Origin of the sequence: Streptomyces sp. Je 1-369 (assembly GCF_026810505.1) — a bacterium.
GTDB lineage: Bacteria > Actinomycetota > Actinomycetes > Streptomycetales > Streptomycetaceae > Streptomyces.
In genome coordinates, this window is sequence record NZ_CP101750.1 from 6257119 (window position 1) to 6280376 (window position 23258).

The following is a 23258-nucleotide window of genomic DNA, read 5'->3' on the forward strand; positions in this document are numbered from 1 at the left end:
ACACTAACGCTCCTGGTTGTAGGTGCTATCAGGGCTGAAGCCCTGGCCATTCGTGTCACTTCCTGCGGTGCGGCCCCGCTGGACGCCGCGGCGCAGGTTGCTCAGCCTGCCCCGCACGTCCTCGGGGGCGCGGGAGACCTGGGGGCCGCCCTGTGGAGTCTGTTCGGCGGTGCCCTCGACCAGATTGGCCTTGGGCACCCGACGCGGGAGCCCGGACGGGGTGACCCCGCCCGCCTTCGGCTCCTTGAGGCGCTCGGCCCGCTGCCAGCGCTCGTCGTTGGACGAACGCCAGTCGTCCCGGCCCTCACTCGCGGCGGGAGAACCGCCGTTGCCGTTCTCGTTGCCGTTCGCACCGGAGGAACCCCTGCGGGGGAGGCCCGCGTCGGTCATGTCGTGGACGACGGACGGCGCCGGTCCCGGCCGGTCGAAGCCTACGCGCTCGGCGTCGGCCGCGTGGCCCGCCTGCGCAGATTCCGCTTCCTGCCCGTACTCCGGCTGGTAGCCGTCGGCGGAGGGCCAGTCGTCCTGACCCGTGCGCTCCGGATAGGCGATCTGCGGGTCCTGGTAGTACTGCTGCTCCGACGGGTACTGCTGCTCCGCCGAGTACTGCTCGGGCTGGTACTGCTCCTCGCGGTACCCCTCATCGGCGTACTGCGCGGTGGGGTACTGCCCGGTGGCGTACTGCTCGTTGTCGTACTGCACGCCCTGGTCGTACGTGACCTGCTGCTGCTCCTCGTACGCCGGGGCCTGCTGCTCGTAGCCACCCTGCTGCGGCTGCGGCTCGACCTCGTCGCGGAAGAGCGGACGGTGACCGCCCGGCTGCTGGGCCTGGGCCTCCAGCGCCGCGCGGCGCTCCTCGCGCATCAGGGAGCGGCCGACCGGGTCGAGTTCGTGCTGCGCCTCGGAGCCGTCACCGGGGTAGCGGGTGTCGTCGAAGCCCAGCTCGGCGGCGGTGCGCATCGGCTCCGGCGCCAGCGCCTGCTGCTCCGGGATGATCGAGGAGACCGTGAACTCGGGGTCCTGCGAGGCGTGCTCGCCACCGCCACCGTGCGTGATCGCGTCCGGCAGCATGACCAGCGACGTCGTGCCCGCCTGCTCGCCCGAGGGGCGCAGCTGCACGCGGATGCCGTGCCGGTCGGAGAGACGGCCGACCACGAACAGGCCCATGCGCTGCGAGATCGCGGCGTCCACGGTCGGCGGGTTGGCCAGCTTGTGGTTGATGTCCGCGAAGTCCTCGGCGGTGAGGCCGATGCCCTTGTCGTGGATCTCGACCATGACGCGGCCGTCGGGGAGACGGGTCGCGGTGACCCGCACCTTCGTCTGCGGCGAGGAGAACGTCGTCGCGTTCTCCAGGAGCTCGGCGAGCAGGTGCACCAGGTCGGTCACGGCGAGGCCGTGGATCTCGGCCTCCGGTACGCCGGACAGCTCGATGCGCTCGTACTGCTCCACCTCGGAGGAGGCGGCGCGCAACACGTCGACCAGCGGGACCGGCTGGTCCCAGCGGCGGCCCGGCTCCTCGCCCGAGAGGACGAGGAGGTTCTCGCCGTTGCGGCGCATACGGGTCGCCAGGTGGTCCAGGCGGAAGAGGTTCTCCAGCTGGTCCGGGTCGGCCTCGTTGTTCTCCAGGTCGGTGATGAGGGTCAGCTGGCCCTCGATCAGCGACTGGTTGCGGCGCGACAGGTTGGTGAAGATCGCGTTGATGTTGCCGCGGAGCAGCGCCTGCTCGGCGGCGAGCCGCACGGCCTCGCGGTGCACCTGGTCGAAGGCGCGGGCGACCTCGCCGATCTCGTCCGTGGTGTTGATCGGGATGGGCTGCACGCGGGTGTCGACGCGGCCCGGGTCGGTGCGCGACAGCTGGTCGACCAGCATCGGCAGGCGCTGCTCGGCGATGCCGAACGCGGCGGTGCGCAGCCGGCGCATCGCCTTCGACATCTGTCGGGCCATGAGCCCGGCCAGGATGAACGCGGCGAGCAGCGCGAGGACGACGATGGCGCCGGTGATGTAGGCGTTGCGCTGGGCGTTGGCGGCGATGTCGGACGCCTCGTCCACCGCCTTGTCGGCGAGGTCCGACTCGATGGTGCGGTACGCGTCGAACTTGGCGGTGGTGGTGGCCCACCAGGCCTCACGCGTGATGCCCTTGTTGGCCAGCTCGACGCGGGCGCTCGGCTGGGTGCTCGGCATGGTGGCGATGGCCGCGACCATCTTGTCCTGCGAGAGGGCCGGGCCGCCCTGCTTCTTGGCGGCGGCCGCCAGCTCCTTCTTGGCGTCCTCCAGCTTCGCGACGTCCTCGGGGGTGCCGCCGCCGGTGTACTCCTCGATGGCGATGCGCTCGAGGTAGGCGTACGAGGAGAACGAGGTGCGCTGGAGCGTGAACGAACCGGTGCCGGGGCCCGGCTCGACCAGGAGGTGCGTGCCGATGGACCGCTGCAGGGAGAGCGCTGCCTTGGAGAGGGAGATCGCGTAGACAGTGCGGCCGTAGCTGGTGATGTTGCCGGTGCCCAGACCGAGCTCGTTGGCGAACTCCATCAGCGGGTGCTGGATGGCGACGTAGCCCTCTTCGGTCTTCACACCGGGGAGCTTGGTGGTGTACGCGGCCTGACGCAGCGGGCCGAGCTTCGGCTCGACCTTGTGGAAGCCGTCGAGGCGACGGTTGAGGCCTTCCTTGTCCGGCATGCTCTCCGCCGCGGACTTGAACTCGGCGGCCGCCTTGTCCGTGGCCTTGCGGGCCTTGACGACGACCGGGTCGTTCCGCTTGCCGCGCAGCAGGGGAGCGGCGGTGAGGTCGCGCTCCTCGATGAGACGGTTGCCGTAGTTCAGCGACGCCCGCACCAGGCGGGCGGTGTTCTCGGCGTCCTGGGCCTCGCTCCAGGTGTCGATGGAGCCCTTGACCTGGAAACCGCCCATGACCAGGCCCACGAGCACGGGTATGAGCAGGATCGCGTTCAGGCGGGTCGGCACGCGCCAGTTACGGGGGGACATCCGTCCGCCGGAGGGCGCAGGGGGCTCATGGCCCGGCCCGGCGGCCATGTCGGCGGGGGACGCCGCTGTGCGCGGCGGCGGGGTGAAGTTGCCCCGCGTGTCCCCGGTGGGGGATGCCGCGGGGCTCGGCTTGCTTCGCCTCACTCGACCAACAACCTCTCGGCGGCGGCACTCACTCTCGTGCCGCTGTCGTCTCCAAGGCCCGTGCTACTGGGCAGTTCAGCGCATTCCAGCACGTCAGGGGCTCCTCTTCCAAACAACGGAAAGCGCGACCTCCGAGTGGTGTAAGCCTCAGATAAAACGGTCATAAAGAGCGAGCCCCGCCAAAAGGCGGGGCTCTTGTGAGCACAGCGACACCAGGTGACCGCGACGCGTGTCTGCCACCGGGCAATTCTCTGTCGAAACGTTATGAACACCGCGACCGGCCGTGTCAAAGGACACAGAACGCTCCAGGTGGACTACGGCAACTACCGTACGGACCTGCCTACTTGAGACGTGCCATAAGTGCGTGCTCGACCAGCGTGATCAAGCCACTCTTTGCGTCCGCACGGTGTCGGGCATCGGTGGTGATGATCGGCGTACCGGGCCCGATCTGGAGCGCTTCGCGTACTTCGTCGGGGGTGTAGGGCTGGTGGCCGTCGAAGCCGTTGAGGGCGATGACGAAGGGCAGCCCGGAGTTCTCGAAGTAGTCGACGGCGGGGAAGCAGTCGGCGAGGCGGCGGGTGTCGACGAGGACGACCGCGCCGATCGCGCCACGGACGAGGTCGTCCCACATGAACCAGAAGCGGTCCTGACCGGGCGTACCGAAGAGGTACAGGATCAGGTCCTGGTCCAGGGTGATGCGGCCGAAGTCCATGGCGACGGTGGTCGTCGTCTTGTCTCCGGTGTGGGTCAGGTCGTCGATGCCCGCGGACGCGGACGTCATGACGGCCTCGGTGCGCAGCGGGTTGATCTCGGACACTGCCCCGACGAACGTGGTCTTGCCCACGCCGAAGCCGCCCGCCACCACGATCTTCGCGGAGGTGGTGGAACGGGCCGCGTCCGTGCCCGAACCGCTAGAGCTTGCGAAGTCCACTGAGCACCCTTTCGAGCAGTGTCACGTCAGGCTGGCCACCGGCGTTCTCGTCGCCGCCGGGCTGGTGGATGGCGACGAGCCCGGCCTCGGCCAGGTCCGCCACCAGGATCCTGGCCACGCCGAGCGGCATCGCGAGGAGGGCCGAGACCTCGGCCACCGACTTGACCTCACGGCACAGGTGGCAGATCCGCTGGTGCTCGGGGAGCAGCCCCATCAGCTGGGCCGGGTCGGCCGTGGTGCTCACCAGCGCCTCGATCGCGAGCTGATAGCGGGGCCGGGTCCGGCCGCCGGTCATCGCGTAAGGACGCACCAGCGGCTGGTCGCCCTCCATTCCGTACGAGGCATCGCCGTACGGGTTGTGAGAGGCGGTGGGCGGGGTCATGGATCCTCCGGGCGGGACAGCAGGTCATCTGCGTGTGCCGTCTGACAGAGCCGGTGGGGGCAGTGTGGCGGCCGGACGGTTGGTCAGTACGTTCGGTCGGTGGGGCGGCCGAAGGGGTAGGGCTTCGGAGCGTGCTCGGGGGCTAGTGGAGCAGGCTGCCCTGCAGCTCGGCGCGGAGGTCCGGGGTGAGGACGGCACCCGCGCGGTCGACGAGGAGGGCCATCTCGTACCCGACGAGGCCGATGTCGCACTCGGGGTGTGCGAGCACGGCCAGGGACGAGCCGTCGGAGACCGACATGAGGAAGAGGAACCCCCGCTCCATCTCCACCACGGTCTGGGTGACGGCCCCGCCCTCGAAGATCCGGGAGGCCCCGGCGGTGAGGGAGGTCAGCCCGGAGGCGACCGCGGCGAGCTGGTCGGCGCGGTCCCTCGGGAAGCCTTCGGACATCGCCAGAAGAAGGCCGTCGGCGGAGACCACGACCGTGTGGGACACCCCGGGGGTGTTGTCCACGAAGTTCGTGATCAACCAGTTCAGATTCTGTGCCGCCTGGCTCGGACTCAACTAACGCTCCTGCTGGTGAGTGGGGAAACTGCCGGTCTGGCCGGTACCGGCCTGGCGACCCTGCTGGATGCCCCGACGGAGATTCGTCAGCCGGCCGCGTACCTCTTCGGGCGCACGCGAGACCTGCGGACCTGTGCTTTCCTGCTGCTGCTGGGCCGTGCCCGCGACCAGGTTGGCGCGCGGGACGCGACGCGGCAGTCCGGATGTGGTGACGCCGCCCGCGGACGGCTGCCGGACGCGCTCGGCCTGTCGGCCGAGCTCGTCGTTGGGGGAGGAGCGCCAGCCGCCGGGCATGCCCGCGCCATCGGTACCGCCCGGCTCCGCCGGAGCGGCGGCCGGGTCCTGGCGCTGGGGGCGCGAGGGGAGCGGACGCTGCGGCGGCTCGGGGGCCTGATGGCGCGCGGGCTCGGGAGCCTGGCGCGGACCGCCCTCGCGGGACGGGCCGCCCGGCTGCTCCTGCTGCGCGGGCCGCCGGTTCTGGTGCTCCTGCGGCTCCTGCGGTGCGGGCTGCTGCTGCGCCGCGTGCTGGTTCTGCTGGTTCTGCTGCTGCTGGAACCAGTTGGTCTCCAGCGTGTCGAACAGCGGCGTACGCCCGTCACCGGGGCCGCCCGGCGGCAGGGGCTGCTGCGGGTTCAGCGGGTCTTCGTGCTGACCCAGCGGGTTCTGCTGCTGGGCCTGCTCGTTCTGCTGATTCAGCGGGTTCTGCTGCTGGTTCAGCTGGTCCTGTCGGCCCGGCTGCTGCGGGAGGCCCTGGTTGGGGTCGCCCTGGCCGCGGCGGGCGGCCGGCGGACGCGGCACGGTGTAGTCGGGGTTCTCCCGACCGCCCTGCTGCTGTTGCTGCTGTTGTTGCTGTTGCTGCTGCGCGAAGCCGTTGCCCTGGTCCTGCTGCTGCTGCTGGTTCTGGTGCTGCGGCGGAGTCGGACGGCCGGGCTGCTGGTTGCGCCGGGGCGCGCCCGAGCCGCCGAAGACGTCCGAGCGGACGAACTGGCCGGTCGAGCCCGTGTCCTGCGGCGCGGAGGTGCCGGGCGGCGGACCGTCGAAGTCCGGGCGGGCGAACTCCGCGGTGGAGCCGGGGCCCTGCCGGTCGTCCGGGGCGGCCGTCGGCTGCGGGAACTGACCGCTGGTCTCGTGCTCCTCGTGACCCCGGGGGGTGTCGAAGGGCTCGCGCGACACCTGCGGCTGCGCGTTCTCGTCGCTCCAGCTGGGCACGCGCGGCTGCGGGTTGCCCCCGGGCAGCTCGGCGCGCGGACCGCCGCGGGGCGGCAGCTGGGGCCTGCGGCCCTGGTCGCCGGAGTCCGACGGCGGGTTCATGGCGTTCGTACGCTGCTGGGGCACCGGAGGCTGCGGCGCGTTGCCGCCACGGCCACCCTGGGGCGGTCCGGCCTGCGGCTGGTTGCCCCGGCCGCCCATCGGCTGGTTGCCCTGCGGCGCCATCGGCTGACCGCTCTGCGGGCCACTGGCCTGCGGAGCGCCGGCCTGCGGGCCGCCCTGCGGACGCTGCTGTCCGGTGTCGCGGGAGGGCAGCGCGGCGCGCGGACCCGTGCCCGCGACCTGCTGGCGCGGCGCACCCGCACCGAGCAGCCCGGGACCGCCCTGGCCACCGCCACCGGGCCCGCCGCCGAGCGCGGGACCACCGCGACCGGGGCCACCGCCCTGGCCGGGACCGCCGTTGCCACCGGGACCGACGCCGCGTCGCGCGGCAGCGGCACCGGCGGCGGCCTGAGCCGCGGCGGGACCGCCGGTCGCGCCGGGCGCACCGGGCTTGCCCGGCATCTTCTTGCCGCCCTGGGCGACGTCGACGGGGAGCATGACCAGCGCGGTCGTACCACCGGAGTCGGACGGGCGGAGCTGGATGCGGATGCCGTGGCGCTGCGAGAGACGGCCGACCACGAACAGACCCATGCGGCGCGAGACCGAGACGTCCACGGTCGGCGGCGACGCGAGCCGCTCGTTGATCGCCGCGAGGTCCTCGGGCGAGAGGCCGATACCGGTGTCGTGGATCTCGATGAGCACACGCCCGTCGGGCAGTGCGTGACCGGTGACCTTGACCTTGGTCTGCGGCGAGGAGAACGACGTCGCGTTCTCGAGCAGCTCGGCGAGGAGGTGCACGAGGTCGTTGACGACGCGTCCCGCGACCTCGGTCGCGGGGACCGAGGAGAGCTCGATGCGCTCGTACTGCTCCACCTCGGACGCGGCGGCACGCAGCACGTCGACGAGCGGAACGGGCCTGGTCCACCGGCGACCGGGCTCTTCACCGGCCAGAACCAGCAGGTTCTCACCGTTACGGCGCATACGCGTGGCGAGGTGGTCGAGCTTGAAGAGCGAGGACAGCTGGTCCGGGTCGGCCTCGCGCGACTCCAGCTCGGAGATGAGCGAGAGCTGGCGCTGGATGAGGCCCTGCGAACGGCGCGAGAGGTTGGTGAACATCGCGTTGACGTTGCCCCGCAGAAGGGCCTGCTCGGCGGCGAGGCGGACGGCCTCGCGGTGCACGTCGTCGAAGGCCGCGGCCACCTGGCCGATCTCGTCGCGCGAGTGCACGCCCACGGACTCCACCGACGTGTCCACGTCCTGCGGGTCCGACTCCGAGAGCTGCTTGACCAGCTCGGGCAGGCGGTCCTGGGCGACCTTGGTCGCGGTGTCCTGGAGGCGGCGCAGCGAGCGGATCATGGACCGGGCCACGACGAACGCGCCGACGAGCGAGACGCCGAGCACGAGCAGGATCAGCGCACCGTTGAGGATGGCCGACTGCTCCGACTCGTTGCGCAGCTCGCGAGCCTTCTGCTCCATCTCGCCGAGAAGCGTCAGCTCGATCTTCGCCATCGCGTCGATCTTGGTCGTGTCGTTGTCGATCCAGTCCTTGTAGGACCGCTTGTCCTGGAGCTTGATGCCGCCCTCCTGCTCGAGGACGCGCTTGGCGTACTCGTTGGCGGCCTTGACCGTGGGGTTGCCGCCGTCGATGGGCTTGGTCAGCTCACCGGCGTTGCCCGCGTAGATCTTGCTGAAGGTCTGGAGCTCCGAGCGCTCCTTTTCGTTGGCGCTGAGGCCGAAGGTGCGGTCGGTCTCGGAGATCTTGCCGTAGCCGCTGTCGTTGGCGGGCAGGGCCGCGGCGATGATCGCGCGCTGGACGGACGCGTACTCCTTGGCGGAGGAGAAGGCGGCCAGCGAACGCGTCCGCTGGATCATGTCCGGGTTGCTCGTCGCCTGCGCCATGTCCTGCGACAGCTTCAGGAGCTGCTCGACGAGCTGGCTGTAGGCCTCGACGGTCTGCGAGGTGGACTTCTCGTCCTGGAAGGCCTTCTTGCGGACGTCGTTGATGCCCTGGAGCTGCTGGGTGATCTGGACCGCGCTGTGCCGGACGCCGAGGAGGCCCTTCTCGCCGTCGGTGTCGTTGAGGTCCTGGGTGCCCTGGAGGAAGTTCCGGTAGACGCGGTCGGTCTTGTCCCGCGCGCCCTTGACCGTGTAGTCCGAGGCGCTCGCGCCGTGCGCGAGGGGGCCCGCGGACTTGTCGCGCTCCTCCTGGAGCGCGGCGGCCAGCTCCGTGGCCTGCTTGGTCATCTCGGTGAGCAGCTTCATGTTGTCGAGCTGCTCGATCTCGTCCAGGGACGAGTTGATGCGGAGTGCGCCGAGCGAGGTCGCGGTGATCACGGGGAGCGCGAGCAGCGAGACGAGTCGGGTGGAGATGCGCCAGTTGCGCAGGGCTATTCGCGAACCGGGGCCGGGGGGCGTCGCGGCTCCGGACGAACTCTTGCCCTTGCTCTTGCTCTTGCCCTTGGCCGGGGCGGCCGTCGAGCCGCTGCCGACGGCACCTTGGCGCGCGGCGCCGGGGCCGCTGTCGCCGGGCGAGCCCGGGCCGGGGTTCTGGGCGTGCTGGGGCGAGGAGCCGCGCTCCGGCTCCGCCGGAGCATCCCCTCGGCCGCGGTCGGCCTGGGGAGACCCCTTGCCATCCCTCTTGAAACGTCCCTGCACTAGCGTCGCAACCTCTGGACCAGGCGTCCTGCCGGATAACGGCGGGACGGTGTCGGCGTCGTGGGGCGGCAGCGCCCCATGGTGGTCGTGAGTGACCGGCGCTTGCTCCCCCTCCCCGCCGCCACTCGGCGCTGCGTTGCGCCCCTGCGCGCCGGTTCGATCCCGCGGCGGTCCCGGGAATTCCAGCACAGTGCAGGATCTCCAACAAGGCCCGTGTGTCGCGCCGTGAGCTACGTGACGCGGTGTGAGTGCGGGGTCACGAGACGTAGAAAGTGATCTAGTAAAAAACGGACTCATCCCCGCAAAGCCCCTACCGGAGGGGGGTGTCCCAGTCTTCATGATCAGGAGCGGAATGGTGCCTTCAGTGGCGCAATGTCCGTTTCCAACTGGTCGACTCTGGGCCTGAATTGACCCTTTTGTCCGCTACCTCGTGAGCAAACTCACACGAAGATCATGGCGTCTTCCGGACTTTGGCCGGGAATTGGATGTTTAGCCTGACGCTTTACAGGGATGGCGAATCCGACAAGCCGCGTCCGTTCGCGCGACGCTCAACCGACAGGGTCCGAACAGCAGATGAAGACTGTGAAGTCGACGATGTTCCGCAACATAGCCAACCCGCGCCGCACCACTCTCGCGCACCTCACGGACGCGGAGGAGCTCCAGACCGCGGCCGACCGCCCGGAGCACGCCGTCGAGCTCCCGACCCAGACCGCCAACCCCAAGCGCACGATCCTCATGGACGCCCCGGAGCAGCCCACCCCTGTGGCGAGCTGATCACGCGAGGTCGGACCCCCTTGCCGCGTTAGCCTGGAGTGTCAGACTCCACCCATTCCAGCAAGGGGCCGAGGCACACGTGCGCATCGCCAGGTTCTCCATCGACGGCAACGTCGCCTTCGGCGCGGTCGAGGGCGAAAGCCCCCCCGGAACGACCGACGGTCTTGTCCTCGACATCATCAAGGGCATCCCGTTCGCGGACTTCGAGCTCTCCGGCACGAAGGTCCCGCTGAGCAAGGTCAGGCTGCTGCCGCCGGTGCTCCCCAACAAGGTCGTCGGCATCGGCCGCAACTACGCGGAGCACGCGGCGGAGCTCGGCAACGAGGTCCCCGACGTCCCGGTCGCCTTCTTCAAGCCGTCCACCTCCGTGGCGGGCCCCGGCGACGCCATCGTGTACCCCTCCTTCTCGCAGGAGGTGCACCACGAGGCCGAGCTCGCCGTCGTCATCGGCCGCATGTGCCGCGAGGTCCCGCGCGAACGCGCCCGTGACGTCATCCTCGGCTACACCTGCGCCAACGACGTCACCGCGCGTGACGTCCAGAAGCGCGAGAACCAGTGGGCCAGGGCCAAGGGCTTCGACACCTCCTGCCCGCTCGGCCCCTGGGTGGAGACCGACCTCGACCCGTCCGACCTCACCATCCAGTGCACGGTCAACGGCGAACAGCGCCAGCTCGGACGGACGACCGAGATGGTCCGCTCCGTCGAGGACCTCATCGTGCACATCTCCGAGGCCATGACGCTGCTCCCCGGCGACGTCATCCTCACGGGCACCCCGGCAGGGGTCGGCCCGCTCAACGTCGGCGACGAGGTCGCCGTCACCATCGAAGGCATCGGCACTCTCACCAACAGGGTGATCAAGCGTGGCTAACGCGACCCCCGTACGCGTACGGTTCTGTCCCTCGCCGACCGGCAACCCCCACGTGGGCCTGGTCCGCACCGCCCTCTTCAACTGGGCCTACGCCCGGCACAACGAGGGCACCCTGGTCTTCCGCATCGAGGACACCGACGCTGCACGCGACTCCGAGGAGTCGTACGAGCAGCTGCTCGACTCGATGCGCTGGCTGGGCTTCGACTGGGACGAGGGCCCCGAGGTCGGCGGCCCGCACGCGCCGTACCGCCAGTCGCAGCGCATGGACATCTACAAGGACGTCGCCGCCAAGCTCATCGACGGTGGCTACGCCTACCCCTGCTACTGCACCACCGAGGAGCTGGACGCCCGCCGCGAGGCCGCCCGCGCCGCCGGCAAGCCGTCCGGGTACGACGGGCACTGCCGCGACCTCACCGCCGAGCAGATCGAGGCGTACGAGGCCGAGGGCCGCAAGCACATCATCCGCTTCCGGATGCCCGACGAGGCCACGACCTTCACCGACCTGGTCCGCGGCGAGATCACCGTCCAGGCGGAGAACGTCACCGACTACGGCATCGTCCGCGCGAACGGCGCCCCGCTCTACACCCTCGTCAACCCGGTCGACGACGCGCTGATGGAGATCACCCACGTCCTGCGCGGCGAGGACCTGCTCTCCTCCACGCCCCGCCAGATCGCCCTCTACAAGGCGCTCATCGAGCTCGGCGTCGCCAAGGCGATCCCCGAGTTCGGCCACCTCCCGTACGTCATGGGCGAGGGCAACAAGAAGCTCAGCAAGCGCGACCCCCAGGCCTCGCTCAACCTCTACCGCGAGCGCGGCTTCCTCCCCGAGGGCCTTCTGAACTACCTGTCCCTCCTGGGCTGGTCGTTCTCGGCGGACCAGGACGTCTTCTCGATCCCCGACATGGTCGCCAAGTTCGACCTCGCGGACGTGAACGCGAACCCGGCCCGCTTCGACCTGAAGAAGGCCGAGGCGATCAACGCCGACCACATCCGCATGCTGGACGTGAAGACCTTCGCCGAGGCCTGCGAGCCGTGGCTGAAGGCCCCGCACGCCAACTGGGCGCCCGAGGAGTTCGACGAGGCCGCCTGGCAGGCCATCGCGCCGCACGCGCAGACCCGCCTCAAGGTCCTCTCCGAGATCACGGACAACGTCGACTTCCTGTTCCGCGCGGAGCCGGTCTTCGACGAGCCGTCCTGGACGAAGGCGATGAAGGAGGGCTCCGACGCGCTCCTGCGCACGGCCCGCGCCAAGCTGGACGCGGCCGACTGGACCTCCCCCGAGTCCCTCAAGGAGGCCGTCCTGGCCGCCGGCGAGGAGCACGGCCTCAAGCTCGGCAAGGCCCAGGCCCCGGTCCGCGTGGCCGTCACCGGCCGCACCATCGGCCTGCCGCTCTTCGAGTCCCTGGAGATCCTGGGCAAGGAGAAGGCACTCACCCGCATCGACGCGGCCCTGGCCAAGCTGACCGCGTAAGCGTGTGAGCGCGTAAGCGCGTAAGCAGGGCGTACGTAAACGAAGGACCCGGAAGCCTCCACGGCTCCGGGTCCTTCGCATACGGTCGACGTATGCCGATCAAAGCCGTCGTCTGGGACATCGATGACACGATCTTCGACTACGCGCGCGCCGACACCACCGGCATGCACGCGCACCTCACGGCAGAGGGGCTCCTGGAGCGGTACGAGTCGGCGGAGCGGGCGCTCGACCGGTGGCGGGAGCTCACCGAGCTTCATTGGGCCCGATTCGGCGCCGGGGGGATCACCTTCCAGGAACAGCGCCGCGACCGCGTGCGTGACTTCATGGACGCCCCCGGCCTCTCCGACGACGACGCCGACGCCTGGTTCGAGCGTTACGTCGGTCACTACGAATCGGCCTGGTCCCTGTTCCCCGACACCCTCCCCACCCTCGACGCGCTCGCCGACGGGTACCGCCACGCGGTCCTCTCCAACTCCGCGCTGATCGTCCAGGAGCGCAAACTGACCGCCCTCGGCGTACGCGACCGCTTCGAAGCCGTGCTGTGCGCGGCCGACCTGGGCGTCTCCAAACCCGCCCCCGAGGCGTTCCTCGCGGCCTGCACCCACCTCGGCCTCGCGCCCGCGGAGATCGCCTACGTCGGCGACCAGCCGGAGATCGACGCCAGGGGCGCCAGGGACGCGGGGCTGCTCGGGATCTGGCTCGACCGGAACGGCTCGGCGGGGGACGGCCCGACGGGCGTGCACCGCATCAGGGCCCTCTCCGAGCTCCCCGCGCTGCTGCGGGCGGATACCCGTTTTGGAGCGCCGTCCACCTTCGGGTAATGTTCTTCCTGCGCCGCCCGAGAGGGCCGAAAGGTCCGGCCGGGAAGCGTAAGTCAAACAAAACCCCGTCAAGGGGTGGCGCTTTGATGGCCTATGGTGTAATTGGCAGCACGACGGTTTCTGGTTCCGTTAGTCTAGGTTCGAGTCCTGGTAGGCCAGCTCGCAGAGCTCATCTGCAATCTGTGGATCTCATCCACAAGGCCCCCGTTGTGTAGCGGCCTAGCACGCCGCCCTCTCAAGGCGGTAGCGCCGGTTCGAATCCGGTCGGGGGTACAGATCCTTCCCGCGGGGACAGATCGGGTCGCACCCACTGTCACTGATGCAGGATCGCTAGGGCCCCCGTTGTGTAGCGGCCTAGCACGCCGCCCTCTCAAGGCGGTAGCGCCGGTTCGAATCCGGTCGGGGGTACTGTAGGTACTAGACCTGGTCTAGACCACATTGGGCTATGGTGTAATTGGCAGCACGACGGTTTCTGGTTCCGTTAGTTTAGGTTCGAGTCCTGGTAGCCCAGCCGGATCATGTGGCAGCACAAGATCCTTGCCCCCGTTGTGTAGCGGCCTAGCACGCCGCCCTCTCAAGGCGGTAGCGCCGGTTCGAATCCGGTCGGGGGTACAAGAACGGCAGAGGGCCTTCCCGTGAGGGAAGGCCCTCTCGTCATTCCCGCGGCGCCTCCTGCCCGTAACGTCGGCTGGACTCCTCGGCCTGCGCCATGCGGCGCAGACTCAGCAGGACCGGCTCGTAGAGCACCGTGAGCGCGACCGCCGCCTCCAGCTGCTCGTCCGGCGATTCGTACCGCTCGATCAAGTCCAGGTCCGTGACGGCCAGTTGCCGCCCCGCGCGCGCGTACGGCACCAAGTCCGCGACCCCGCACGGGTATCCGAGCCGGGCCAGCGTGCCCACGGCGGTCACCAGCATCCGATAGGCCGGCGACTCCGCCCCGTACGCCTCGGCGTTCCGCCAGCCGAGGCGTTCCAGCAGAGCGTCCACCGTGTGGCGCGCCGCCTCCCGGGGCGGGTCGTCCGCAGTGGACTCCGGTCCGTGCGGCAGGGCCCATACCGCTGTGCCCAGGCGGGAGTTGTGGTCCAGCGAGTCGTCCTCCAGCGCGGCGAGCACCTCGCGCGCCGACGCGATCGGCACCCGGCCCACCTGGACCAGCGCCCGCACCAGCCGCAGCCGCTGCAGATGGGCGTCGTCGTACTCGGCCTGCGTCGCCGTCACGCGGTGGCCCGGCGGGAGCAGTCCCTCGCGCAGGTAGTACTTGACCGTGGCCGTGGGGACCCCGCTGCGCCGGCTCAGTTCCGCCAGTCTCATCGGTTCGTGCCTCCTCTTGCGCTCCTCTTTGGAGAGTGTCACTATCCAAGCATGGATAGCGGAACTATCCAACGTTCGGCCAAGGCTCCGTCAAGGGGGAACCGTCATGGGCAACAAGCCGATCGAAGGGCGTACGACCGCCGAGACGGAAGGCGGCGTCGTCGTCTTCCACATCGGGATGCGCATCAACGCCTTCCACGCCGTCCGCAGCTGGTGGCCCGTCTTCATGGCGATGCCCCGCATGCTGAAGGAGCTGTCGCGGGACCGGGAGAGCGGCCTGCTGGGCTACCGGATCCTGTTCAGCGGCGCACGCGTGGTGTACGTCGTGCAGTACTGGGAGTCGCAGGAGAAGCTGCTGGCGTACTCGGCCGCACCGGACAAGTCGCACCGGCCCGCGTGGGCGACCTTCAACCGTCGCATCAGGGAAGGCCGCGGCAAGGTCGGCTTCTGGCACGAGACGTTCGTGGTGCCCGCCGGCGCGCATGAGCAGGTGTACGTGAACATGCCGCCGTTCGGTCTTGGCGCGGCCACCGGTGTGATGCCGGTCGGGCGTCGCGGGGAGCGGGCCGCCGACCGTCTGAGGGCGGCCTGACCCCAGCCGAGGGGGAGGAGACACAGAAGCGCCGGAAGAGGCTGCCGCGGCGTTGAGGCAGCTTCTTCCGGCGCTGTGCGTGTGTCGGCGCTCCCGGCGCCGTGAGCGTCAGCCGCCCGAGCGGCGCAGGGCCTCCGAGAGGCGTCCGGCGGCGTCGATGACCGCCTGGGCGTGCATCCGGCCGGGGTGGCGGGTCAGGCGCTCGATCGGTCCGGAGACCGAGACGGCGGCGACCACGCGGTTCGAGGGGCCCCGCACCGGCGCGGAGACGGACGCGACGCCCGGCTCGCGCTCGCCGATCGACTGGGCCCAGCCCCGGCGGCGTACGCCCGACAGGGCCGTGGCGGTGAAGCGGGCGCCCTGGAGGCCGCGGTGCAGCCGCTCCGGCTCCTCCCACGCCATCAGGATCTGCGCCGACGAGCCCGCCTTCATCGTGAGCGTCGAGCCGACCGGGACGGTGTCCCTGAGGCCCGACAGGCGCTCGGCCGCGGCCACGCAGATGCGCATGTCGCCCTGGCGGCGGTAGAGCTGCGCGCTCTCGCCCGTGACGTCGCGCAGGTGGGTCAGGACCGGGCCCGCCGTGGCGAGCAGGCGGTCCTCGCCCGCCGCGGCCGCGAGCTCCGAGAGGCGGGGACCGAGAATGAAACGGCCCTGCATGTCCCGAGCCACCATCCGGTGGTGTTCCAGTGCCACGGCCAGTCGGTGTGCCGTGGGTCGTGCGAGCCCGGTGGCCGCGACCAAGCCCGCGAGGGTGGCCGGACCGGACTCCAGAGCGCCCAGGACAAGAGCCGCCTTGTCCAGAACGCCTACGCCGCTAGAGTTGTCCATGCGTCGATACTCCCGTCTCACTCTGTGAAACGCAAGTTCAATTTTCTGCGAGACGCGCCACTCTGTACGAGCGATCCGCGGACCAACGGATCGGCGGCCGACGCGCGGCACGAGGGGTACGTGCGTCGGCGAACGGATTCTCTAGTTGGGCCGGCGAAGCGGCCGGTCGGAGGGAAAGCGATGGGTAGGACACTCGCGGAGAAGGTCTGGGACGACCACGTCGTCCGGCGCGCCGAGGGCGAGCCCGACCTCCTCTTCATCGATCTGCACCTGCTGCACGAGGTGACCAGCCCCCAGGCCTTCGACGGCCTCCGTCAGGCCGGCCGGCCGGTGCGGCGGCTCGACCTCACCATCGCGACCGAGGATCACAACACCCCGACCCTCGACATCGACAAGCCGATCGCCGACCCGGTCTCGCGGGCTCAGCTGGAGACGCTGCGCAAGAACTGCGCCGACTTCGGCGTACGCCTGCACCCGCTGGGCGACGTCGAGCAGGGCGTCGTCCACGTGGTGGGACCGCAGCTGGGACTGACGCAGCCCGGCACCACGGTGGTCTGCGGCGACTCGCACACCTCCACCCACGGCGCCTTCGGCGCGCTGGCGTTCGGCATCGGCACCTCCCAGGTCGAGCACGTCCTGGCCACCCAGACGCTGCCGATGGCCCGCCCCAAGACCATGGCCATCACCGTCGACGGCGAACTGCCCGACGGCGTCACGGCCAAGGACCTGATCCTCGCCATCATCGCGAAGATCGGCACCGGCGGCGGCCAGGGATACGTCCTGGAGTACCGCGGCCCGGCCATCGAGAAGCTCTCGATGGAGGCGCGGATGACCATCTGCAACATGTCCATCGAGGCGGGCGCCCGCGCCGGGATGATCGCCCCCGACCGTACGACCTTCGACTACATCGAGGGCCGCGCCCACGCCCCGCAGGGCGAGGACTGGGACGCGGCGGTCGCGTACTGGAAGACCCTGAAGACCGACGACGACGCCGTCTTCGACGCGGAGGTCTACATCGACGCCGCCTCGCTGGCGCCGTTCGTCACCTGGGGCACCAACCCGGGCCAGGGAGCGCCGCTTTCGGCGAGCGTCCCCGACCCTGCTTCGTACGAAGACGCTTCGGAGCGCTACGCCGCCGAAAAGGCCCTGGAATACATGGGGTTGACCGCCGGGCAGCCGCTGCGCGACATCAAGGTCGACACCGTCTTCGTAGGCTCGTGCACCAATGGCCGCATCGAGGACCTGCGGGCGGCCGCCTCCATCGTCGAGGGCCGCAAAGTCGCCGACGGCGTACGGATGCTGGTCGTCCCCGGCTCGGTGCGGGTCGCCCTCCAGGCCGTGGAGGAGGGCCTGGACAAGGTCTTCACCGGCGCCGGCGCCGAATGGCGGCACGCGGGCTGCTCGATGTGCCTGGGCATGAACCCCGACCAACTGGCTCCCGGCGAGCGCTCGGCGTCCACGTCGAACCGTAACTTCGAGGGCAGGCAGGGCAAGGGCGGGCGCACCCACCTGGTGTCCCCGCAGGTCGCCGCGGCCACCGCGGTCACCGGCCGCCTCTCCTCGCCCGCCGACCTGTCCGATGTCCCCGTGACCGCCGGAGTCTGAGAACCATGGAAGCATTCACCAAGCACACGGGCCGGGCCGTCCCGCTGCGCCGCAGCAACGTCGACACCGACCAGATCATCCCTGCTCACTGGCTCAAGAAGGTCACCAGGGACGGTTTCGAGGACGGGCTCTTCGAGGCCTGGCGCAAGGACTCCGAGTTCGTCCTCAACCGCCCCGAGCGACAGGGCTCCACGGTCCTGGTCGCCGGACCCGACTTCGGCACGGGCTCCTCGCGGGAGCACGCCGTGTGGGCGCTGCAGAACTTCGGCTTCAAGGCCGTCATCAGCTCCCGCTTCGCCGACATCTTCCGGGGCAACTCGCTGAAGAACGGCCTGCTCACCGTGGTGCTCGACCAGAAGGTCGTGGACGCGCTCTGGGAGCTGACGGAGCGGGATCCGCAGGCCGAGATCACCGTCGACCTGGAGGACCGCCAGGTCCGCGCCGAGGGCATCACCGCCGACTTCGAACTCGACGAGAACGCCCGCTGGCGCCTGCTGAACGGCCTGGACGACATCAGCATCACCCTGCGGAACGAGCCGGACATCGCCGCGTACGAGTCCGGGCGGCCCTCGTACAAGCCTCGGACCGTGCGGGTCTGACACCTCGCAACACCCCCGCAACACCCCGACGTACCCCCAATCGTGAACGGTTGGGGGTACGTCTGTGTGCGGCGCTTCCGGGTACCGGCTGACCTGAACGGGTGGTCTCAACTCCCGTGTCCCGGACGGAAGAAGAGGCCGGAAATCCCCTTGTACTCGGCGCAACGGGGTACCCTCAGAAAGGCGGCGGACGGCGGCAGTTACCCCCTGCGGAGGCGACAACTCGCCCCAGATGGCACAATCGGTGCATGGGACGTGACAGCCAACTCGAGCTATACGGGCTCGTCGCGGACCAACTGAAGGAAGCGCACTCACGAGTGCGCGCACTGCAAGTCCCGGAGGGCGTACGGATGGCGCTGACCCGGAAGCTGCTGGTCATTACGGCCGCGGCCAAACACGATCTCGCCGATGCGGCAAGGCGTCTGGAGCGATTGATGGCGTCCCTCGACGAAGCAGACGAGGACCGATTCCCCCAAGACGGCTGAGCCGCAGCCTCAACGGACCTTCGAGGAACTCCGAGATGGGCCACTTCGTTGCGGCACAAGGGTGATTAGCCCGTTTCGTGTTTGATTTGCGGTATATATCTGCCTAACGTGCGAAAAAGCCGGAGTATTTCGCTCCCGGCAATGTCTCCGAAGGGGAAGACGTGAACAAGGCGCAGCTCGTAGAAGCGATTGCCGACAAGGTGGGCGGCCGCCAGCAGGCCGCCGACGCCGTCGACGCGGTCCTGGACGCCGTCGTCCGTGCCGTGGTCAGCGGGGACCGGGTTTCGGTCACCGGATTCGGCTCGTTCGAGAAGGTCGACCGCCCGGCCCGTTACGCCCGCAACCCCCAGACCGGGGAGCGCGTGCGGGTCAAGAAGACCTCCGTTCCGCGCTTCCGTGCCGGACAGGGCTTCAAGGACCTGGTGAGCGGCTCGAAGAAGCTCCCCAAGAACGACGTCGCGGTCAAGAAGGCGCCCAAGGGCAGCCTGACCGGCGGTGCTTCGGCGACGGTCAAGAAGGCCGCGGCCAAGAAGGCCACCGCCAAGAAGACCGCCACCAAGGCCACGGCGAAGAAGGCCACGGCCAAGAAGACCACCGCCAAGAAGACCACGGCGACGGCGACGAAGGCAGCGGCGAAGAAGGCCACCGCCAAGAAGACCGCCACGAAGGCCACGGCCAAGAAGGCGACCCCGGCGGCGAAGAAGACCACCGCCACCGCCAAGAAGGCCACCCCGGCGGCGAAGAAGGCCACGGCCAAGAAGACCGCCCCGGCGAAGAAGGCCACCGCCAAGAAGGCGCCCGCCAAGAAGTCCACGGCGCGCAAGACGACCGCCAAGAAGACCACGGCCCGCAAGAAGTAAGGGCACGAGGGCACTCACGCGCCGGGCCGGACTCCCACGGGGGAGCCCGGCCCGCGTCGTGTGCTCAGAACGTCTGCAGGGTCACCAGGGTGATGCGGCGCGCCTCACCCTCGCCGTCGACCTCGATGCGCACCCGCTGCCCCGGCCGCAGCAGCCGCAGCCCGCCCGCGTCGAAAGCGGGGGCCTCGAAGGGCACCGGAGTCCCGTCGTCGAGCAGCACGCTGCCGCTGCGGGTCTCGGAGTCGTACGTGTACGCGGTCGCCTGCATGGAAGGCAGCGTACTCAGTCGGGGATGAGCAGGCCCGCCGCGGTCTCGGCGGTGCGGGGTCCCACTCCGAGCAGAAGAGCGGCGCGCAGGTCCTCTCCGGTGTCCACGTCCCGTCGTACGGAATCGACTCCGTCGAGCGAGAGTTCCACGGCTCCCGATGCCGAGTGCCTGGCCCGCGATGCCGTACCGAATACGGGACGCAATTCCGTGCCCCCTCCCGCGCACAGCAACGTCGTACCGATTCCTTCGGCATCAGGAAGGAATGCGCGGGGAAATGGGACGGCACTGTCGAGGGCCCGCGCCAATTCCGCTGGGCGCAACGCCGGCAGATCGGCGTTCAGGGCCGCTACGGCGGCTTTCGGCCGCTCGGCGCGCACGAAGGCCGCCCCGTGCGCCAGGGCGGCGTTCAGGCCCTCTCCCGGCTCGTCCGGCACGATCCGGGCACCCAGCGCCGCGAGCTCGCGACCCGCCAGGGCGTCGTCCGTGACGACCACCACATCCCGTACCGCGCGGCAGGCCGCCGCGGCGGCCACGGTGTCCTGCGCGAACGCCAGGGCCAGGCCGGGGCGCAGCCCGTCCCCGGAGGCGGCGGCGAGCCTGCTCTTGGCGCGCGCCAGCGGCTTCAGGGGTATCACCAGGGTCCACTGCACGAGCGCTCCGTCCTTCGCCTCGGCCCATTGTGACCTGCTGACGGGCCCGCGCACGGGGTGGCCGGGAAGGGGTGGGCGTACGGTGTTCTCGACAGACAGGCAGCCTGGGGCGACACTTGTGCGGCCGACCAGGTTCATGGAGGAAGGTGTCCGAGTGTCCCGCCGCAGAATCGGCTTCTGGTACCGCCTGGCGGCGGTCATTGCTAAACCGCCGCTCGTGGTTCTGTTCAAGCGGGACTGGCGTGGAATGGAACACATTCCGGCCGACGGAGGATTCATCACGGCGGTGAATCACAACTCGCATATCGACCCGTTCTCCTACGCGCACTACCAGTACAACACCGGACGAGTGCCGCGATTCCTGGCGAAGGACGGCCTTTTCAAGCGCGGCTTCGTCGCCAAGGTGATGAAGGGCACGGGCCAGATCCCGGTCTACCGCGAGACCAGGAACGCCCTCGACGCCTTCCGCGCGGCCGTCGACGCCATCGAGCGCGGCGAGTGCGTCGCCTTCTACCCCGAAGGCACCCTCACCAGGGACCCCGACATGTGGCCGATGACGGCCAAGTCCGGTGCCGCGCGGGTCGCCCTGAAGACCGAGTGCCCGGTGATTCCCGTCGCCCAGTGGGGTGCCAACCTCGCCCTGGCGCCGTACAGCAAGAAGCCCGCCTTCTTCCCGCGCAAGACCCTCCAGGTGAAGGCGGGACCGCCGGTCGACCTGTCGCGCTTCTACGGCAAGGAGCCGACGCCCGACGTGCTGCGCGAGGTGACCGAGACCATCATGGCCGCGATCACCGAACTCCTGGAGGAGGTCCGGGGCGAGAAGGCCCCCGATACGCCGTACGACCCGCGCAGGGCACGGTTGGAAGAACGACGCACGGCAGACCGCGGAGCCGCTCCCGGCTCCACGGAGAGCACCTCGGAGGACAGCAAGTGACGAACCCCGTGAACTCGGCGCGCCCCCTGAAGGCCGCCGTCTTCGGAACGGGCTCCTGGGGTACGGCCTTCGGCATGGTGCTCGCCGACGCGGGCTGCGACGTCACCCTGTGGGGCCGTCGCGCCGAACTCGCCGACGCCGTCAACTCCACGCGGACGAACCCGGACTACCTCCCCGGCGTGGTCCTCCCCGAGAACCTGCGGGCGACCTCCGACCCGGCACGGGCCGCGGCCGACGCCGACTTCACGGTCCTCGCGGTGCCCTCGCAGACGCTGCGCGGCAACCTCGCCGAGTGGGCGCCGCTGCTGGCCCCCGAGACCGTCCTCGTCTCCCTCATGAAGGGCGTCGAACTGGGCTCCGCCATGCGGATGAGCGAGGTGATCGAAGACGTCACGAAGGTCCCGTCGGACCGCATCGCCGTCGTCACCGGACCCAACCTCGCCCGCGAGATCGCCGCGCGGCAGCCCGCCGCCGCCGTCGTCGCCTGCCAGGACGAAGCCGTCGCCCAGCGCCTCCAGACGGCCTGCCACACGCCGTACTTCCGCCCGTACACGAACACCGACGTCGTCGGCTGCGAGCTCGGCGGCGCCGTGAAGAACGTCATCGGCCTCGCCGTGGGCATCGCGGACGGCATGGGCCTCGGGGACAACGCCAAGGGATCGCTCATCACGCGCGGCCTCGCCGAGACCACCCGGCTCGGCCTCGCCATGGGCGCCGACCCGCTGACGTTCGCCGGACTCGCGGGCCTGGGCGACCTGGTGGCCACCTGCTCCTCGCCGCTGTCGCGCAACCACACCTTCGGCACCAACCTCGGCAAGGGCATGACCCTGGAGGAGACCATCGCGGTCACCAGGCAGACCGCCGAGGGCGTCAAGTCCTGCGAGTCCGTGCTCGATCTGGCCCGCAGGCACGGCGTCGACATGCCGATCACGGAGACGGTCGTGGGCATCGTGCACGAGGGCACGCCCCCGGTGGTCGCCCTCAAGGACCTCATGTCGCGCAGCGCCAAGCCCGAGCGCCGCTGAGGCACGCCTGACTACTGCGGGACCAACGGGTACTCTCAACGCGATATGAGCAGCGAGAACCTCCCCCAGAGCCCTGAGCAGCCGCCCCGCAAGCCGCGCGTGGCCGTCGTGTTCGGCGGCCGCAGCTCGGAGCACGGCATCTCCGTCGTCACGGCCGGTGCCGTGCTGCGCGCCATCGACCGCACCAAGTACGACGTCCTGCCGATCGGCATCACCACGGACGGCCGTTGGGCGCTCACCGCCGACGAACCCGAGCGGATGGCCATCGCCGACCGCACGATGCCGAACGTCTCCGAACTCGCCGACTCCATGGCGGGCGGCGTCGTGCTGCCCCTGGACCCCGGCAACCGCGAGGTCGTCTACAGCGAGCCCGGCTCCGTGCCCAAGGCGCTCGGCGAGGTCGACGTCGTCTTCCCGATGCTGCACGGTCCCTACGGAGAGGACGGCACCCTCCAGGGCCTGCTCGAACTCTCCGGAGTGCCCTACGTCGGCTCCGGAGTTCTCGCCTCGGCCGTCGGCCAGGACAAGGACTACATGAAGCGGGTGTTCTCCTCCTTCGGGCTGAACGTCGGCCCGTACCTGGTGATCCGCCCTCGCGAGTGGCAGCAGGACGAGGAAGGCGCCCGCCGGCGCATCGCGGAGTTCGCGGGCGAACACGGCTGGCCGCTGTTCATCAAGCCCGCGCGTGCGGGTTCCTCGATCGGCATCACGAAGGTCGACTCCTTCGAAGGCCTCGACGAGGCCATCGCCGAGGCCCAGCACCACGACCCGAAGATCCTGATCGAGGCGCTGCTGCGCGGCCGCGAGATCGAGTGCGGCGTCCTGGAGTTCGAGGACGGGCCGCGCGCGAGCGTCCCGGCCGAGATCCCGCCCGTACAGGCGCACGACTACTACGACTTCGACGCGAAGTACATCGACTCGGCGCCCGGGATCGTGCCCGCCCCGCTGACGCCCGAGGAGACCGCGGAGATCCAGCGGCTCGCCGTCGAGGCGTTCGAGGCGGCGTCCTGCGAGGGCCTGGTGCGCGCCGACTTCTTCCTCACCGAGGACGGCAGGTTCGTCATCAACGAGATCAACACGATGCCGGGCTTCACGCCCATCTCGATGTACCCGCAGATGTGGGAGAAGAGCGGCGTCAGCTACCCCGAGCTGGTGGACCGCCTCATCCAGGCGGCCCTCAACCGCTCCACGGGCCTGCGCTGA

At 69.9% G+C, this 23258-nt stretch carries 21 protein-coding genes and 5 tRNA genes; 17 read left to right on the plus strand and 9 right to left on the minus strand.

Features of this window, described 5'->3' with window-relative positions:
• Positions 1 to 3: 3 nt before the first annotated feature.
• The 5 genes from NOO62_RS28450 to NOO62_RS28470 form a co-directional block, all read right to left on the minus strand.
• Entirely contained in the window at positions 4 to 3123 is a 3120-nt protein-coding gene (locus NOO62_RS28450) for a nitrate- and nitrite sensing domain-containing protein (protein ID WP_268773672.1), read from the minus strand.
• Positions 3124 to 3463: 340 nt separating this feature from the next.
• The gene (locus NOO62_RS28455; protein ID WP_150172618.1) at positions 3464 to 4054 is read right to left on the minus strand and encodes a GTP-binding protein; all 591 of its coding nucleotides are present in this window, start codon (positions 4052 to 4054) and stop codon (positions 3464 to 3466) included.
• Positions 4035 to 4436 carry a DUF742 domain-containing protein gene (locus NOO62_RS28460; RefSeq protein ID WP_150172620.1) on the minus strand — a complete coding sequence of 134 codons (402 nt, stop codon included), beginning with the start codon at positions 4434 to 4436 and terminating at the stop codon, positions 4035 to 4037. Before NOO62_RS28460 ends, NOO62_RS28455 begins: the two co-directional genes overlap by 20 nt.
• 142 nt (positions 4437 to 4578) lie before the next feature.
• Positions 4579 to 4998, minus strand: coding sequence for a roadblock/LC7 domain-containing protein (locus NOO62_RS28465; protein WP_098244998.1), 420 nt, complete (start codon positions 4996 to 4998; stop codon positions 4579 to 4581).
• Positions 4999 to 8964, minus strand: coding sequence for a sensor histidine kinase (locus NOO62_RS28470; RefSeq protein ID WP_268773673.1), 3966 nt, complete (start codon positions 8962 to 8964; stop codon positions 4999 to 5001).
• Between the two features lie 573 nt (positions 8965 to 9537).
• On the opposite strand from NOO62_RS28470, the gene NOO62_RS28475 reads away from it, so the two are divergent.
• From NOO62_RS28475 to NOO62_RS28515, 9 genes are all read left to right on the plus strand, one after another.
• Complete coding sequence (locus NOO62_RS28475; protein WP_268773674.1) at positions 9538 to 9738, plus strand: hypothetical protein; 201 nt, start codon at positions 9538 to 9540, stop codon at positions 9736 to 9738.
• Positions 9739 to 9817: 79 nt separating this feature from the next.
• On the plus strand, positions 9818 to 10606 hold the full coding sequence (locus tag NOO62_RS28480; protein ID WP_268773675.1) for a fumarylacetoacetate hydrolase family protein: 789 nt from the start codon (positions 9818 to 9820) through the stop codon (positions 10604 to 10606).
• A complete protein-coding gene (gene gltX / locus NOO62_RS28485) occupies positions 10599 to 12077 on the plus strand; it encodes a glutamate--tRNA ligase (protein ID WP_268773676.1) in 1479 nt (492 codons plus the stop codon). The genes NOO62_RS28480 and gltX overlap by 8 nt, the downstream gene beginning before the upstream one ends.
• A gap of 92 nt (positions 12078 to 12169) precedes the next feature.
• Positions 12170 to 12898: an HAD family hydrolase gene (locus NOO62_RS28490; RefSeq protein WP_268773677.1), complete on the plus strand. Its 729-nt coding sequence runs from the start codon at positions 12170 to 12172 to the stop codon at positions 12896 to 12898.
• 87 nt (positions 12899 to 12985) lie between these two features.
• Positions 12986 to 13057, plus strand: a tRNA-Gln gene (locus tag NOO62_RS28495).
• Between the two features lie 41 nt (positions 13058 to 13098).
• Positions 13099 to 13171: transfer RNA gene (locus NOO62_RS28500), tRNA-Glu, on the plus strand.
• A gap of 62 nt (positions 13172 to 13233) precedes the next feature.
• Positions 13234 to 13306, plus strand: a tRNA-Glu gene (locus NOO62_RS28505).
• A gap of 31 nt (positions 13307 to 13337) precedes the next feature.
• Positions 13338 to 13409, plus strand: a tRNA-Gln gene (locus NOO62_RS28510).
• A 28-nt stretch (positions 13410 to 13437) separates the two neighbouring features.
• A tRNA-Glu gene (locus NOO62_RS28515) sits at positions 13438 to 13510 on the plus strand.
• A 42-nt stretch (positions 13511 to 13552) separates the two neighbouring features.
• Here the strand turns inward: NOO62_RS28515 and NOO62_RS28520 are convergent.
• Positions 13553 to 14209: a MerR family transcriptional regulator gene (locus NOO62_RS28520; protein WP_268773678.1), complete on the minus strand. Its 657-nt coding sequence runs from the start codon at positions 14207 to 14209 to the stop codon at positions 13553 to 13555.
• Positions 14210 to 14315: 106 nt separating this feature from the next.
• On the opposite strand from NOO62_RS28520, the gene NOO62_RS28525 reads away from it, so the two are divergent.
• Positions 14316 to 14801, plus strand: a complete 486-nt coding sequence (locus NOO62_RS28525) for a DUF4188 domain-containing protein (protein WP_268773679.1) — start codon at positions 14316 to 14318, stop codon at positions 14799 to 14801.
• Between the two features lie 108 nt (positions 14802 to 14909).
• On the opposite strand, the gene ndgR is transcribed toward NOO62_RS28525, so the two are convergent.
• Positions 14910 to 15629 (minus strand): IclR family transcriptional regulator NdgR, encoded by a 720-nt coding sequence (gene ndgR / locus NOO62_RS28530; RefSeq protein ID WP_268773680.1) that lies wholly within the window; start codon positions 15627 to 15629, stop codon positions 14910 to 14912.
• Positions 15630 to 15809: 180 nt separating this feature from the next.
• On the opposite strand from ndgR, the gene leuC reads away from it, so the two are divergent.
• From leuC to NOO62_RS28550, 4 genes are all read left to right on the plus strand, one after another.
• Positions 15810 to 17234 carry a 3-isopropylmalate dehydratase large subunit gene (gene leuC, locus NOO62_RS28535; RefSeq protein WP_268773681.1) on the plus strand — a complete coding sequence of 475 codons (1425 nt, stop codon included), beginning with the start codon at positions 15810 to 15812 and terminating at the stop codon, positions 17232 to 17234.
• A gap of 5 nt (positions 17235 to 17239) precedes the next feature.
• A complete protein-coding gene (leuD, locus tag NOO62_RS28540; RefSeq protein ID WP_268773682.1) occupies positions 17240 to 17833 on the plus strand; it encodes a 3-isopropylmalate dehydratase small subunit in 594 nt (197 codons plus the stop codon).
• A gap of 248 nt (positions 17834 to 18081) precedes the next feature.
• Positions 18082 to 18318 carry a hypothetical protein gene (locus tag NOO62_RS28545; RefSeq protein WP_150172638.1) on the plus strand — a complete coding sequence of 79 codons (237 nt, stop codon included), beginning with the start codon at positions 18082 to 18084 and terminating at the stop codon, positions 18316 to 18318.
• Between the two features lie 161 nt (positions 18319 to 18479).
• Positions 18480 to 19178 (plus strand): HU family DNA-binding protein, encoded by a 699-nt coding sequence (locus tag NOO62_RS28550; RefSeq protein WP_268773683.1) that lies wholly within the window; start codon positions 18480 to 18482, stop codon positions 19176 to 19178.
• Between the two features lie 64 nt (positions 19179 to 19242).
• On the opposite strand, the gene NOO62_RS28555 is transcribed toward NOO62_RS28550, so the two are convergent.
• Positions 19243 to 19446 carry a hypothetical protein gene (locus tag NOO62_RS28555; RefSeq protein ID WP_030787468.1) on the minus strand — a complete coding sequence of 68 codons (204 nt, stop codon included), beginning with the start codon at positions 19444 to 19446 and terminating at the stop codon, positions 19243 to 19245.
• 14 nt (positions 19447 to 19460) lie between these two features.
• Positions 19461 to 20096, minus strand: a complete 636-nt coding sequence (gene cofC / locus NOO62_RS28560) for a 2-phospho-L-lactate guanylyltransferase (RefSeq protein ID WP_268773684.1) — start codon at positions 20094 to 20096, stop codon at positions 19461 to 19463.
• Between the two features lie 154 nt (positions 20097 to 20250).
• On the opposite strand from cofC, the gene NOO62_RS28565 reads away from it, so the two are divergent.
• Genes NOO62_RS28565 through NOO62_RS28575 form a run of 3 tightly spaced genes read left to right on the plus strand, consistent with a single transcriptional unit; the run spans position 20251 to position 23258 of the window.
• The gene (locus tag NOO62_RS28565; RefSeq protein WP_268773685.1) at positions 20251 to 21030 is read left to right on the plus strand and encodes a lysophospholipid acyltransferase family protein; all 780 of its coding nucleotides are present in this window, start codon (positions 20251 to 20253) and stop codon (positions 21028 to 21030) included.
• Positions 21027 to 22055, plus strand: a complete 1029-nt coding sequence (locus NOO62_RS28570) for an NAD(P)H-dependent glycerol-3-phosphate dehydrogenase (protein ID WP_268773686.1) — start codon at positions 21027 to 21029, stop codon at positions 22053 to 22055. The genes NOO62_RS28565 and NOO62_RS28570 overlap by 4 nt, the downstream gene beginning before the upstream one ends.
• A gap of 45 nt (positions 22056 to 22100) precedes the next feature.
• Positions 22101 to 23258 carry a D-alanine--D-alanine ligase family protein gene (locus tag NOO62_RS28575; protein WP_268773687.1) on the plus strand — a complete coding sequence of 386 codons (1158 nt, stop codon included), beginning with the start codon at positions 22101 to 22103 and terminating at the stop codon, positions 23256 to 23258.